The organism is Chryseobacterium jejuense, from assembly GCF_017877355.1.
Classification (GTDB): Bacteria; Bacteroidota; Bacteroidia; order Flavobacteriales; family Weeksellaceae; genus Chryseobacterium; species Chryseobacterium jejuense_A.
On sequence record NZ_JAGIPR010000005.1, the window covers coordinates 405,604 to 419,403 of the forward strand.

General features: G+C 35.3%; 13 protein-coding genes. 7 read left to right on the forward strand and 6 right to left on the reverse strand.

The genetic code is table 11. From position 1 onward, the window contains the following. Nucleotides 1-82: 82 nt before the first annotated feature. On the forward strand, nucleotides 83-664 hold the full coding sequence (locus tag J2772_RS12975) for a pentapeptide repeat-containing protein (RefSeq protein ID WP_209917275.1): 582 nt from the start codon (nucleotides 83-85) through the stop codon (nucleotides 662-664). Nucleotides 665-851: 187 nt separating this feature from the next. Here J2772_RS12975 and J2772_RS12980 read toward each other — a convergent pair whose 3' ends face one another. Next, complete coding sequence (locus tag J2772_RS12980) at nucleotides 852-1,562, reverse strand: C40 family peptidase (RefSeq protein WP_089735083.1); 711 nt, start codon at nucleotides 1,560-1,562, stop codon at nucleotides 852-854. A 510-nt stretch (nucleotides 1,563-2,072) separates the two neighbouring features. Continuing rightward, entirely contained in the window at nucleotides 2,073-4,268 is a 2,196-nt protein-coding gene (locus J2772_RS12985) for a glutamine synthetase III (RefSeq protein WP_209917277.1), read from the reverse strand. 305 nt (nucleotides 4,269-4,573) lie between these two features. Here J2772_RS12985 and J2772_RS12990 point away from each other — a divergent pair, with 305 nt between their 5' ends. The 6 genes from J2772_RS12990 (at nucleotide 4,574) to J2772_RS13015 (ending at nucleotide 11,053) form a co-directional block, all read left to right on the forward strand. Next, nucleotides 4,574-6,265 (forward strand): DUF6909 family protein, encoded by a 1,692-nt coding sequence (locus J2772_RS12990; RefSeq protein ID WP_209917279.1) that lies wholly within the window; start codon nucleotides 4,574-4,576, stop codon nucleotides 6,263-6,265. A gap of 203 nt (nucleotides 6,266-6,468) precedes the next feature. Continuing rightward, on the forward strand, nucleotides 6,469-6,936 hold the full coding sequence (locus J2772_RS12995) for a DUF1572 domain-containing protein (RefSeq protein WP_209917281.1): 468 nt from the start codon (nucleotides 6,469-6,471) through the stop codon (nucleotides 6,934-6,936). Between the two features lie 128 nt (nucleotides 6,937-7,064). Further along, nucleotides 7,065-7,586 (forward strand): hypothetical protein, encoded by a 522-nt coding sequence (locus J2772_RS13000; protein WP_209917283.1) that lies wholly within the window; start codon nucleotides 7,065-7,067, stop codon nucleotides 7,584-7,586. Nucleotides 7,587-7,771: 185 nt separating this feature from the next. Beyond that, entirely contained in the window at nucleotides 7,772-9,610 is a 1,839-nt protein-coding gene (locus tag J2772_RS13005; protein ID WP_209917285.1) for a M1 family metallopeptidase, read from the forward strand. A gap of 104 nt (nucleotides 9,611-9,714) precedes the next feature. Next, nucleotides 9,715-10,473: a type III pantothenate kinase gene (locus tag J2772_RS13010; RefSeq protein ID WP_045491710.1), complete on the forward strand. Its 759-nt coding sequence runs from the start codon at nucleotides 9,715-9,717 to the stop codon at nucleotides 10,471-10,473. Nucleotides 10,474-10,516: 43 nt separating this feature from the next. Then, entirely contained in the window at nucleotides 10,517-11,053 is a 537-nt protein-coding gene (locus tag J2772_RS13015; RefSeq protein WP_209917287.1) for a GNAT family N-acetyltransferase, read from the forward strand. An 88-nt stretch (nucleotides 11,054-11,141) separates the two neighbouring features. Here J2772_RS13015 and J2772_RS13020 read toward each other — a convergent pair whose 3' ends face one another. The 4 genes from J2772_RS13020 to J2772_RS13035 all read right to left on the reverse strand — a co-directional run bounded on the left by J2772_RS13020 (nucleotide 11,142) and on the right by J2772_RS13035 (nucleotide 13,775). Next, a complete protein-coding gene (locus J2772_RS13020; protein ID WP_045491708.1) occupies nucleotides 11,142-11,573 on the reverse strand; it encodes a nucleoside deaminase in 432 nt (143 codons plus the stop codon). After that, complete coding sequence (locus J2772_RS13025) at nucleotides 11,574-12,173, reverse strand: hypothetical protein (RefSeq protein ID WP_209917289.1); 600 nt, start codon at nucleotides 12,171-12,173, stop codon at nucleotides 11,574-11,576. It lies immediately after the preceding gene. Then, nucleotides 12,173-12,724: a hypothetical protein gene (locus J2772_RS13030; protein ID WP_245365217.1), complete on the reverse strand. Its 552-nt coding sequence runs from the start codon at nucleotides 12,722-12,724 to the stop codon at nucleotides 12,173-12,175. Before J2772_RS13030 ends, J2772_RS13025 begins: the two co-directional genes overlap by 1 nt. Nucleotides 12,725-12,854: 130 nt before the next feature. Continuing rightward, nucleotides 12,855-13,775, reverse strand: a complete 921-nt coding sequence (locus J2772_RS13035; RefSeq protein ID WP_129057936.1) for a helix-turn-helix transcriptional regulator — start codon at nucleotides 13,773-13,775, stop codon at nucleotides 12,855-12,857. Nucleotides 13,776-13,800 lie beyond the last annotated feature (25 nt).

Genomic DNA, 13,800 nt, shown 5'->3' on the forward strand with positions numbered 1-13,800 from the left:
CTATTTCCAAAACGATTTACCTTACTTTTAGATCTGCAAAATTTGTGGACGCTATTGTTATACCTATAAATCACTACTATTTATGAAAGACGCTTATATTTTAGATCAAAACTTTGAAAATACAGATTTTACAGAATTCCCATTGGAAAAAGGTGAGTATGAGAACTGTACCTTTAAGAATTGCAGTTTTGAATACGGAAATCTATCCGGTTTTAGTTTTAATGACTGTGAATTTATAGGTTGTAACCTCAGCATGGCAAAGCTTACTTCAACTGCTTTCCGGGGAGCTTCTTTTAAAGAATGTAAAATGCTTGGGCTGCAGTTTAATGATTGTAATGCCTTTGGACTTTCTTTTAAGTTCGATGGCTGTGTACTCAATAATTCTGTTTTCTATCAGACCTCCATAAAGAAAACTGTTTTCAAAAATTCTAAGCTGATTGAAGTGGATTTTACAGAATGTGATCTGTCTAATACAGTCTTCGATAACTGTGATTTGTCAGGAGCAGTTTTTGATACTACTAATCTTGAAAAGACAGATTTGAGAACTTCTGTCAACTATTCTATAGATCCGGCTTTAAATAGGCTTAAAAAGGCCAGATTTTCGCTTTCGGAAGTCTATGGACTGTTGTATAAGTTAGATATTGAAATAGACAGGAATAGCTAGGTTCTGAAAGCCTATGCTGGTATTGTTATTTCTGAAAGTCTTTTTTAGTTATAAGATATATTAGACGGTAATTATCAAATTCAATATATTCATTGGCTTTAGCCAAAACTTAATAAGGAAAATAGAATACATAAAAAAGCCATCAGAATTCTGATGGCTTCATTATTTAAATCAATTATTTATAAAATTAAAAATTTGCTGGTGTAGCTTGAGTAGTAGAAGCAAGATTATTGTAAGCTTCTCCTTCCGCATTGATGACTCTTTTTGCGAATCTGAATTTAGGTCCCCAATAAGAATCATTCAGTGAAGAAACCATTACTCCTTTAGATGTTGCTGCGTGAATAAATTTGATTTCACCTTCTTCAGTAACACTTTCTACAATACCTACGTGAGAGATTCTTCTTCCGTGAGAAAAGAAGATTAAGTCTCCTTTCTGTAATTCTCCTTTTTCAATTCTTTCACCCTCCTGAGCCTGAGAAGCCGCTACTCTTGGTAAAGTAAGACCTGCTGCAGCCCCGAAAACAGAAAGAACGAAAGCTGAACAATCAATACCTCTTCTTGTAGTTCCTCCGTATCTGTAAGGAGTTCCAAGGTATGTTTCAGCTTCTTCAAGGATACCGTCAATGGTTTTATTGTGTTTGATTGCTTTTGCAATCTCAGAATTCTTAACAGCTTTTTTAGCATTTGCTATAGATGCAGCCTTTTCAGCAAGAAAAGAGTCGATTAATTTCTGCTTATCCTGCTCCATTTTTTTGTTATCAATAGAAGCTAGTTTGGCATCTGTTTTGTATTCTTTACTGTAAGTTGCTGGTTTTGACACTACATAATTGGTAGCACACGATTGCAATGATACTGTAGTAACTAAAGCGACTAGATAAAACAAAACTCTTTTCTTCATATATATTTGATTAACCGTGTTAAAATGGAATATTTATTTTCAAAAGCAATACAAAAGTAGAGATTCCGAGCAAAAGACCCCTGATATGATAATTGTCAGGATCTTATTTTAACACTATTTAACATATTGTTTACATATGTTAAAGAAAAATAAACCGCAACTGCTTATTTTTGGGAAGCCTGCGGTTTTTTTTATTAAGATTCTTTAACAAAATCTATCGATTTTCTTCTATAAATCACGTTTTGTAATTTAAAACTCTAATTTTCATTGTTGTTAAAAAAACAAAATAAATTTCTTGAAAACTCTTTATTGATGGGGTTTTTATGGATGTTTTATAAGTGGCTTTAAATCTTATGTCTCTTTTCCATGTAAAATCAGATTTGATAAAAAATGTTTCAGTGAAGAGACTGTAAAATCTTAACAGAGAGAATCAGCTATGCTGGAGACTGGGGTAATAAAAAATTCCTCAGAAAAACTGAGGAATTTAAACTAATATGGAACTTTACAGAGTTATTTTGTAAATAACATCTCTCTGTATTTTGTCATCGGCCAAAGCTCATCGTCTACCATCATTTCAAGGTTATCAGAAGCTTCTCTGATACCGTCAAATAAAGGTTTTACTTTGTTGCAGTATGCTTCTGCCTGCTTTTGGCTGTCTGATATGCTTTTTGCCGCTTCTCTGGCTTTAAGAAGATCTTCAACACCAAGTTTAATTATAGAAACATTTTCAGAAATGCTGGTAATTAAACTCATCTGTTCTTTTGCCAAAGATTTGAATTCTTTGTCACCAAAGATTTCTTTAAGACCTTTTACGTTTTCAATTAATCTGTTCTGGTAATTTAAAGCGGAAGGAATGATGTGGTTTCTTGCGATATCACTTAACACTCTTGCTTCAATATCAATAACAGTAGAGTATTTTTCTAATTTAATTTCATTTCTAGCCTCAACTTCTCTGTGGTTAAAAATTCCCATTTCCTCATAAAGATCAAGGAATTTTTTATCCATTTCCTGTTTAAGAGCTTCTGGAGTGGTTTTCAGATTGTTTAATCCTCTTTTCTTAGCTTCTTTAGCCCAGTCATCAGAATATCCGTCACCTTCAAACATAATGCTTTTGCACTGCTTGATGTATTCTCTTAATACATTGAAAATAGCTTCATCTTTCTTCAGTCCTGTTTCGATTAAAGCATCTACTTCTTTTTTGAAATCACCTAATTGTTTTGCTGCAATCGTGTTCATTACCGTCATAGATTCTGCACAGTTTGCAGATGATCCTACCGCTCTGATTTCAAATTTATTTCCTGTAAATGCAAATGGAGAAGTTCTGTTTCTATCTGTATTGTCCAGTAGAATTTCAGGGATTTTTCCAACTACATTTAATTTTAGTTCTGTTTTTTCTTCCGGAGATAGTTTTCCGCTGGTTACTTTTTCAAGCTCTTCTAAAACACTGAACAACTGACTTCCGATAAATACGGAGATAATTGCCGGTGGAGCTTCGTTAGCACCCAATCTGTGATCATTGCTTGCGGAAGCAATACTTGCTCTTAAGAGGTCTGCATATTCATATACAGCTTTAATTGTATTCACGAAGAATGTTAAAAACTGTAAGTTTTTCTTAGGGTTTTTCCCTGGGCTTAACAGGTTTTCACCAGTGTCAGTAGCTAAAGACCAGTTGTTGTGCTTTCCGCTTCCGTTTACTCCTGCGAATGGTTTTTCGTGGAAAAGGATGTGGAAATGGTGTTTGTGAGCAACTCTTGCCATGATATCCATCAATAAAGAGTTGTGATCTACTGCAACGTTTACTTCTTCAAACATAGGAGCCAATTCAAATTGATTTGGAGCTACCTCGTTGTGTCTTGTTGTGGCAGGGATTCCCAGCTTCATACATTCGATTTCCAGTTCTTTCATGAAGTTCATTACCCTTGTTGGGATAGAACCGAAGTAATGGTCATCTAGCTGTTGTCCTTTTGCTGGAGAGTGTCCTAGTAATGTTTTTCCTGTCAATACAAGATCCGGACGTGATTGATATAACGCTGAATCAACAAGGAAATATTCTTGCTCCCATCCTAAAGTAGGAGTTACTTTTGTTACGTTTTTGTCAAAATACTGCATTACGTTGGTTGCAGCTTCGTCTACAGCATTTAAAGCCCTTAAAAGAGGTGCCTTATAATCTAACGTTTCTCCAGTATAAGAGATGAAGATTGAAGGGATGCATAATGTAGTTCCCATGATAAAAGCCGGAGAAGTAGGGTCCCAGGCTGTATAACCTCTAGCTTCGAAAGTATTTCTGATTCCTCCATTCGGGAAAGAAGATGCATCCGGTTCCTGCTGAATCAATAAGTTTCCGCTGAATCTTTCGATAGCTCTGCCTCCTTCTATGGGAGTGAAGAAAGAATCGTGCTTTTCTGCAGTTGTACCCGTCAAAGGCTGAAACCAGTGAGTGTAGTGAGTTACTCCTTTGCTCATTGCCCAGTCTTTCATTGCTACAGCTACCTGATCTGCAATGTGTCTCTGGATTTTAGTCCCTTTTTTTACCGCATCCATAATAGACTGGAATGCTTCTTTCGTTAAATATTCTCTCATTGTTTCTTCAGAGAAAACATTTTGGCAGAATAGTTCTGATAATTTTGCAGGAATTTCAACAGAGTTATCTTTTCTGAAATCTTTAAATGGAAGGGTTTCTAATGCTTTGAATCTTAAGGTTGACATATTTGGGTGAATTTTGATAGGGCAAATTTACAAAAAAAATGAATCAAAAATTATTTTACCCTAAAATTTTAAGGGGTGCTTGTTAATTTTATATAAATTAAACGGATGTTTGGTGTATTTTGAATAGGGGTGTTTGCTGCTGTAAGAGTTAAAATGTAATATTTATGGGTGTTTTTAAAGGGAGCAGATCATAAATGCATTTTATATGAAACATCCTGCAATCCTATGCGAATTTAAGCTTCTTATTAAAAGATAGTTAAAATAAAATGGACAAAGATTTTGTATATTTGTGTGAAATTTATTTTATGACAAATTCTAGAGCAAGAGAAACAACGGAGGCTATTGAAAGATTATACATTTCTATGAGACACTTATTTTATAGAGGATTTTTCAAGCCAGGAGGTGTTTCAGGAGAAAGTATCAGAAGCTTGTTGAAAACCATCAATCCGGAAATTTATGGTACCATGAATATCCCGAACAAATTGGAACTTGATGGTTTAATGTATGTACTAGACAGGCTTCCGGAAGGGATTGAAGAATGTGCTTTTATTCATCTTACATCTGATGAAGGTTTTGATAAAGGAAGTTTCGAACCTATTGTTCCAAAGAAAAGAAGAAGAAACTGTTATAGAATAGACGAACACCAGATGAATATTGAGGTTCTTTTGGGCCGTTCCGAAATTTATGACATTCTTACCCACCTTACATTCCTATTTATAGAAGCTGATAAAATCCGTAATCTGGCATTCATTCAGGATGAAAACTGGAAACCGATACGTGCCTTCAAAATTATTGAAGAAGTAGTGAAGGGTGAAAAGAAATTCAGCAGAAAAGAAAAAGAAGTGGCATTAATCCATCTTTCTTCTTTAATAGGAAGATCTTTTGATGAAACCTTAAGAGCTTACAATACTTTTGGAGATGATGATAATCCTGACCGTTTATTTAAAATCATCTATAACTTAGGAAAAGTAAGTCTTGAAGATGCAAAAGGATCAAGAGAAAGAGAGATTCATTTCAGTGCTATATTAAAGGAAAGAGTAGGGCACCACTATTTTGGTGAGAAATGGGCTAATAAAGTGAAAGAAGTTTTATTTGAAAATAATCTTCATACACGTCCGTTGCATATCATTTCTGCCAACATGCACTCTGTGAAAAATATGCTGTATGCAAATGATGCTCTTAAAAAGAAGCACAACAATGAGGTAGATTATAAACTGTACGAAGAAATCTCCAATAAAAAAGAGCTTCGTGATAAGGTATTAAAATTTGCCATGGATGAAGGTATGATCCATATTGCTGATAAAAGCGGAAGTAATATTGATGTACAGATCATTGATCTTAGCAAAATGAATCTAAAGAATACTCCATTTGCAGATACTAAATTTTCTGGAGATGATGTGGTGATGGTATTTGATTATGCTTTCGGAGAACAGGCTTTTGAGGTAATGGATGAATTGCTGAAACCTTACGAACATAAAGGAGAAGTATACATGATGCATGTGAAATCTGTTTCCATTATGGGGAAAGCGGGAATTCTTACCGGAGCAAAAGGAGATATTATGATCCCCACTTCTCACATTTTTGAAGGAACTGCAGATAACTATCCTTTTGAAAATGCACTGAAGCTTGATGATTTTAAAGATGATGAGCTGAAAGCATTTGAAGGACCAATGATTACGGTTTTAGGAACGTCTCTTCAGAATAAAGATATCCTTTCATATTTTATGAATACTTCATGGAAAGCGATTGGTCTTGAAATGGAAGGAGCTCATTACCAGAAAGCCATTCAGGTAGCCTCTAAGATCAGACATCATATTTCACCGGATCTGTTCGTTTGTTATGCGTATTATGCTTCGGATAATCCGTTGGAAACAGGAAGTACACTATCCTCAGGTGGTCTAGGTCTTACAGGAGTAAAGCCAACGTATCTGATTACTTTAAGAATCCTTGAAAAGATCTTAAGAAACGGAAAGAAAGAAGTTTCTGCTAAGAAATAATTTTGATTTCTAATGATAATATAAGCCTTAAGTGTTTTTACACTTGAGGCTTTTTGTTTTTACACATAGGGTGTGTGGATATTTAATAAATACAACGGATGAGCCTTGACAAGGCTTCTAAAGATCTGCGTTATCTTGAAAATCCACGAGAGCTTAAAAAAATCAATCCTTTAATTACTTATCTTTAGAAAAACATATCTATCATGAGTTCAGTATCACAATTAGCTAAAGGATTCAGAGAGGTTCTTCTTGACGGTCTTTGGATTGCCAACACCAACTTTAAAGATCAGCTTTCTGATGTCACCTGGGAACAGGCGATAACCAGAGTTGGTTCTTTAAATACCATTGCCATGCTCACTTTTCATATTGATTATTATATTGCCGGAATTATTCCTGTTTTTGAAGGAGGGACACTGGAAATAAAAGACAAATACAGTTTTGATCTAGCACCTATTGAGTCTCAGGAACAATGGGAGACATTGTTGAATAAGCTATGGTCAGACTCTGAAAAGTTTGCAGAATTATTAGAAAAGATGCCGGATTCAAAACTCAATGAGACGTTTGTAGATGAAAAATACGGAACCTATCAGAGAAATATTGACGGGATGATAGAGCATGCCTATTATCATTTGGGACAGATTAGTCTGATAAAAAAACTGTTGACGAATTAAAACTTTCAATAAAAATGATGAAACTATATTTTCTTTTTATATTAATATTGCCCTGCTGTTGTTTTTCCCAATTCAAAATTCCCAAAGGATTTTCAGAGTTTACCGAAAGTCCTTCTAATGGGAAAGAAATGAAAAGAATGATTGTAGATTTTGATAAAGATAAAAAAGATGATGTTATAACCGTTATCTACCAATCAGAATATGAACTGCATTCAGCTAAAAAATATGTAATCATCTACCTTTCTTCAAAAAATAAAACCTTCAGTATTGATTTTGATCTGTTCAATGGTGTTTTTGTTATTCCGTTACGATATAAAAATGATGTACTGGATTTTTTAGTATACCAGGAAGGAACCGGGGTATATGGACATGGTTTAAAATTAAGATTTAATCAAAAGGTTAAAGAAATACAGCTTATAGGATATGATTATAGTTACCGAACTCCAGGCGGGCACTGCAATAAAACTTATAATCTTCTTACCGGAAATTATACTGTAACTAATGATTTTTACAATATACAAACAGGGAAAACTGAGATTGAAAATTTTAAAGGGTATAAAAAACCGGCTGGGAAAATATTGATTAATATGTTCTCCAACAAGCTATTTGAAGATTTAAGCTCAGTGGGTAAAGAGTTTGAAAGAGATTAAGAACGTATGAATCAAGATCTGTGAAAGTCTTTATAATCCACAGGCAAAAAATAATTTTATACTCTTTTAACAATTCAGAATAAGATTCATCTAAAACGAGATAAAAACAGGACAAAACCTTGTTATAGCTCCATATTTGAGGGTTTTGTTTAAATTACCTACCTTTAGAAAAAATAAAATTTTAAATGAGAAAATCGGCTGCAATCCTTTTTGCGTTTATCATTTCACAATTTCAGGCTCAACAAGGAGCTTATTATCAGCAGGCTGCAAAGTACAAGATGGATATTGATGTCAATGCTGAAAAATTTACCTATCAGGGAAAGCAAACCTTAGAATACACCAATAACTCCCCGGATGAGCTTAATGTGGTATATTTTCACCTGTATTGGAATGCTTTTAAGCCCAATTCTATGATGGACCAGAGAGTGTCTTCTCAAGGGAAAAATGGTGATGGAAGGTTGCAGAAAAATGGTGTTTCAACACTGTCTACTATTCCGAAAGATCAGGAAGGGGTACAGAATATTAACTGGATCAAACAAAATGGCAAGGATCTGAAATTTGAAGTTCAGGAAACCATTATGAAAGTGTATCTGGCAGAACCTATCAAGCCAAATTCCACAACAACCTTTACCATGGATTGGGATGCGGTGATACCTCAGCAAATCAGAAGAAGTGGAAGAAACAACAGAGAAGGAGTGGATATGACGATGACGCAATGGTATCCTAAAATTGCCGAGTATGATTATGATGGCTGGGCAACTTTTGATTATTTAGGAAGAGAGTTTCATGCACCGTTCTCAGATTTTGATGTGACCATTAAAATTAACAAAGACTATGTAGTGGGAGCAGGAGGAATTCTTGAAAACCCAACAGAAGTAAAAGGATATGATGCTGCTGCTAAGATCAAAGCAGAAAAAGATAAAAAAGCAACCTGGAAATGGACAGCTAAAAATATTCTTGATTTTGCATGGAGTGCAGACAGGGATTATTCTGTAGAAAGTTTCAATGTTCCGGAAGGTCCAAAAGTATATTTAGTCTATCAGAAAAATGATAAAACTAAAGTATGGGGCGAAGCACAACCTTATATTACCAAATATTTCCAAATCATGAACTCTCATTTCGGAAAGTATGTATATCCAACTTATGCCTTTATTCAAGGAGGTGATGGTGGTATGGAGTACGGAATGTGTACGATGATTCTTGGAGAAGCTAAAAATATTAAAGACTTAATGGGGCTGATGGCTCACGAAGGGTCTCACTCCTGGTATCAGCAGATGCTTGCGACCAACGAATCTGTACGTCCATGGATGGATGAAGGGTTTACAAGCTATGCCGAAGGGTACACGATGTATCAGTTGTTCCCGGAACAATTGCCAAATCCTTTTATGGAAAGACTGGATGCCTATAGAAACTTTATTAAAAAAGGAATTGAAGAGCCTGCAGTTTGGTTAGGAGATCATCATGATAACGGAACATCTTATACTTATGCATCTTATGTGAAGGGAGAATTGTATCTGGTACAGTTAGGGTATATTATGGGAGAACAAAACCTTGCAGAAACTTTAAAACAATATTATGACCAATGGAGTATGAAACATCCTTCAGACAGGGATTTTCTTCACATTGCTCAAAAGGTTTCAGGAATGGATTTAAAATGGTTCCATAATTACTGGATCAATACTACCAAAACAATTGATTATGGAATTAAGGATGTAAAATATGATGCAAAATCTACAACAGTTACCCTTGTCAATAATGGTCAGGTTCCTATGCCAGTAGATTTCAGTGTAATGACTGCAGATAAGAAGGTTGTTACTTATCAGATTCCATTGAATATGACGCATACTTGGAAGGAAAAAGATGCTTACGGTGAATTCAAGACAATGCCTTACTGGCCTTGGACTCAGAAAGAGTATACCATTACGATTCCTTATACAAAATCTCAATTGTCTGTACTGGGAATTGATTTCAGCCAGAGAATTGCAGATGTAAATATGGCGGATAACTTTGTAGAAGTAAAATAAAAAGATAAACATAGAGATAAAAGGAGTATTTGTAAGTACTCCTTTTATTTTTTTATAAATTTGGGACTCAAATTTTTTTTAAATCATAGCGTGTTTAAATATAAATGAATTCAATTGTAATTAACGTAGGGAACAGCAATATCAGATTCGGTCTTTTTAATGGTGATAATTGTGATATTTCATGGGTAATCAATACAAAACCTTACAGAACGGCAGACGAGCTTTATGTACAGATGCTGATGCTTTATCAGACTTATAAAGTTGAACCAAAAGATATAGAGAAAGTAATCATAGGATCTGTAGTCCCTCAGCTTACCAAGGTAATGAGCTCGGGAATTAAAAAGATCCACGGAATTACTCCGGTCATTGTTGACCGTGCTACCCCATCAGGAGTACAAGCAAAGTCAAAGCAGATGGGAACAGATATTTATGCCAATCTGGTAGCTGCCCATAATCTTTACCCAAACAGAAAGAAGATTGTTATTGATTTCGGAACGGCTCTTACAGCAAGTTGTGTAGCTGAAACAGGCGAAACACTGGGGGTAATTATTGCTCCGGGGATTGTAACGTCTTTAAATTCTTTAATCAGCCAGACTGCTCAGCTTCCTGAAATTGAACTGAAAAAGCCGAAATCAGTGCTTGGATTGGATACCGTAACCTGCATGCAGAGTGGAATGGTATATGGTTTTCTGGGAATGGTGGAAGGTTTCATTGATCGTATCAATGATGAGGTGAATGATGATTGCTTTGTTGTGGCAACAGGTGGCGTTTCCCATGTATATAAGCCTTTAACGGACAAAATCCATGTGATGGACAGGTTGCATACTTTGAAAGGGCTTTATTTCCTTGGAAAAGATTTATAAATATAATCCGGAGCTTTTGAGCTCCCATATAACCATGAACAAAATGAAAGAATTGAAAGAGTTCCCAAGAATAGAAACCGAAAGATTGATTCTCTCTCAATTGAAAGAGGAAGATATTCCTTTTATTGTGGAGTTTCTTCAACATAGGATTTTTTCGGATCTTACTTCCAATATTCCTTATCCCTATACTGAAAATGATGCTAAGTTCTGGGTAAAAATGTCCAAAGAAGCTTTTGAAAGCAAAACTGGCTTTACATTCGGGATCAGAAACAAGGAAGAAGGGCTTATCGGAGCTATCGGGCTTCATGACAGGGATGATGATAAGGCAGAATTGGGGTATTGGATAGGAATTCCTTACTGGAACAAGGGATATGTTACGGAAGCAGCGAGGGCTATTGTAGATTTCGGTTTTAAGGATTTAGATCTTAATAAAATTTATGCTACTCATGTTCTCCACAATCCTGCCTCAGGGAAAATTATGGAAAAGATAGGAATGGAGCAGGAGGCAATTTTGAAACAACATGCCAAGAAAGATGAAGAGTATTTTGACCTTGCGATGTATTCAATCTTCAAAGATTAATTTGGAGAGTCCTTTATAAAAGAGAAATCAGAGAACATTATATTCTCTGATTTTTTTATGCTCGTCAAAAGGACTTTTAAAGAAAAAACTATCTTTTGCTTTTAAAAAAGTCTTTAACAATAGAGGAACATTCGTGTTCCATAATACCTGTGATTACCTCTGTTTTCGGATGAAGGGTAAGATGTTTATTGATAAAACCTCTTTGTTCATCTCTGGCTCCAATCACTACTTTGGAGATCTGTGACCATGATAAGGCTCCTGAGCACATCACACAAGGTTCCATCGTAACGTAGAGTGTACAATCTTTTAAATATTTACCTCCTAAAAAGTTAGCAGCAGAGGTTATAGCCTGCATTTCTGCATGGGCAGTAACGTCGTTTAATGTTTCAGTGAGATTATGGGCTCTTGCAATGACACGGTTGTTGGAAACTATCACGCATCCAATAGGCACTTCATCCTGTTCCAAAGCAGCCTCTGCTTCCTGCAGGGCTATTTTCATATAATATTCGTCTGTAAACATTTAATCAAAATTTAAAGTTAGAGGAACGCGCAGCCGAGCTCTATAGGGCTGATTGTTTTTTTTAGCAGGTTCCCACTTTTTTTTAATCAGTAATATTGCAAGCTCAGCCTGCTTATTGAAACTTTCATTTTCCCCGAAGGCCTTTGCTGTCATGATGCTTCCATCTAGATCTATAATGAAGACTACACGGCTTTGAATGATTCCTTTTCCCCTAACCAGGTTTGTATTTAAGTTTTCAGCAATTTCTTTTTTAAAAGCTTCTATACCATCAGGATATTTTGGAGATTTGTCTTCTTCGGTATCTTTCATATCGGTTTTTAGCTGGAAGTCCTCCAAAATATAACCAGATTTTATTTTTTCCAGTTCTTCCAGGTATTCGTTATTCCTTTTAAGCTCTAATGTTCCTATATCACTGTCTTTTTTCAATGTAATTTTAGCGTGCTTTCTTAAAGGAGCTTCTGCGATATCATCAGTATACTTATTATTTATTTTCTGAATTTCAGCATCATATTTTTCCTTAACAAGCTTAAGCCTTTCTGCTTGCTGTGAGAAGTAAAAATTAAGAGAGAAAAATAGAAACAGGCCGTAATATTTCTTCATTAGTCCACCATCGTTAAAGTTAAAGGAATTCTGAAACGGAATCTTGCCGGATCACCTTTGACCACAGCGGGAGAAAATTTTTCAGAAATAGAGTAGAGGGCAATTTCAGCTTGCCTGTTGAAGGTGAAATTATCACCTTGGGCATGAACATTACTGATGCTTCCATCTTTTTCTACAACAAAGACAACATCTGTTTTTACTGTTTTTAAGTCGGAATTGACACCATCTGCATAAAGAAGATCTGCGACCTCCTGTCTCAGCGTATTGATTCCGCCGGGATAATCTGCGACCTTTTCCACATTGGTTGGTTTATCAGTAAGTTCCTGGGAAAATTTACCTATTGTTTTTAAAGTCTGAAGGTCTTCAATATTTCTGACTCTCAACAGAGCTCCAATTAAGGCCGTGTTTTCAATACTATCCATTTTTTTCATAAAAAAGAGAAAGTCACCTTTGATTAGATTCTTTTTGAAGGTATTGGTTTCTGCATCAAACTTTTTCTTGAATTCTTTATTCAGCATACTTCTGTGCTGGTTGTAATAGGTTTTTACCAACCGGAATTCTTCTTTTTGCTGTGATAGACAAAACGAAGAAATAATACAGCAGATACAAATGAATAAAGGTCTCAATAAAGGTATATTTATGTAAATATAACTAAAAAATGTGAGATTGATTCACAATTTGTTAACTTTCAAGATAGCGGTTTAGAGACTCCTGGAGATGGTTTCGGATGTCATCAACTAAACCTTTCGGTTCCAGAACTGTTACCTCTTTTCCATAGGATAAAATCTCCTGCATGAAATCATAAGTAGGGTGGAGGAAAAACTCAAAATAGATTTCTTCCGGAGTTTCTTTCGTTTCTTTTTGGGATTGATGAAGCGGAAAACTTCTGATGTATTCTCCCTGATGACGACTGCATTTTAGTACAATGTTCTGGGGTTTCTGTTCTGCCAGATTCATCACTCCGAATGCATTTTTAAAGTGTTCTCTGAAGTTGTATTTATACTTTTCTCTGTATTGGTTTTTGGCCACATCCAGATAATTGATTCTGTCTAGTCCAAATGATTTTAAAACCTTATCCTTGGTGTCAATGGCGATGAGGTACCATCTGTCTTTGGATTCTTTTAAGGCTAATGGATGAACCTTTCTGGAGGTCATCAGTTTGTTTTTGTAATTGTAATGTTCAAAGCTTACCACTCTTTTATTACGGATGGCAAAGAACAGATCATAAAAATGTTCTATACCGGTTGGTTTACGGCTTTCAAAGAAAATAAAATTTGAAAAATCAGGGTGAAGATTCAGGGCATTGCTTACCTGGAAGGATTCCAATAGTTTTTGGTTGTATTCATCCACTTCCATAATCGGGCGGCTTTCGATATAGTATCGGTTGTCTCCTTTTTTCTTATTGTGAATGGAAAGGTTGAAAAGATCAGAAATCTCACGAATGTCTCTCTGCAAGGTACGGATAGAGTAGCTTTTGATCCCCGCATCCTGGAATTCAAAAGAATTTAAAAGATAGTCCTCCAGCTGAGAATAGGTAGCTGGAGAACTTTCTAATCTTTTTATAATTAAGGCATATCTTGTCAGATAAAAATCTTTCTTCATGGTAAAATTTTGTACCACAAATATA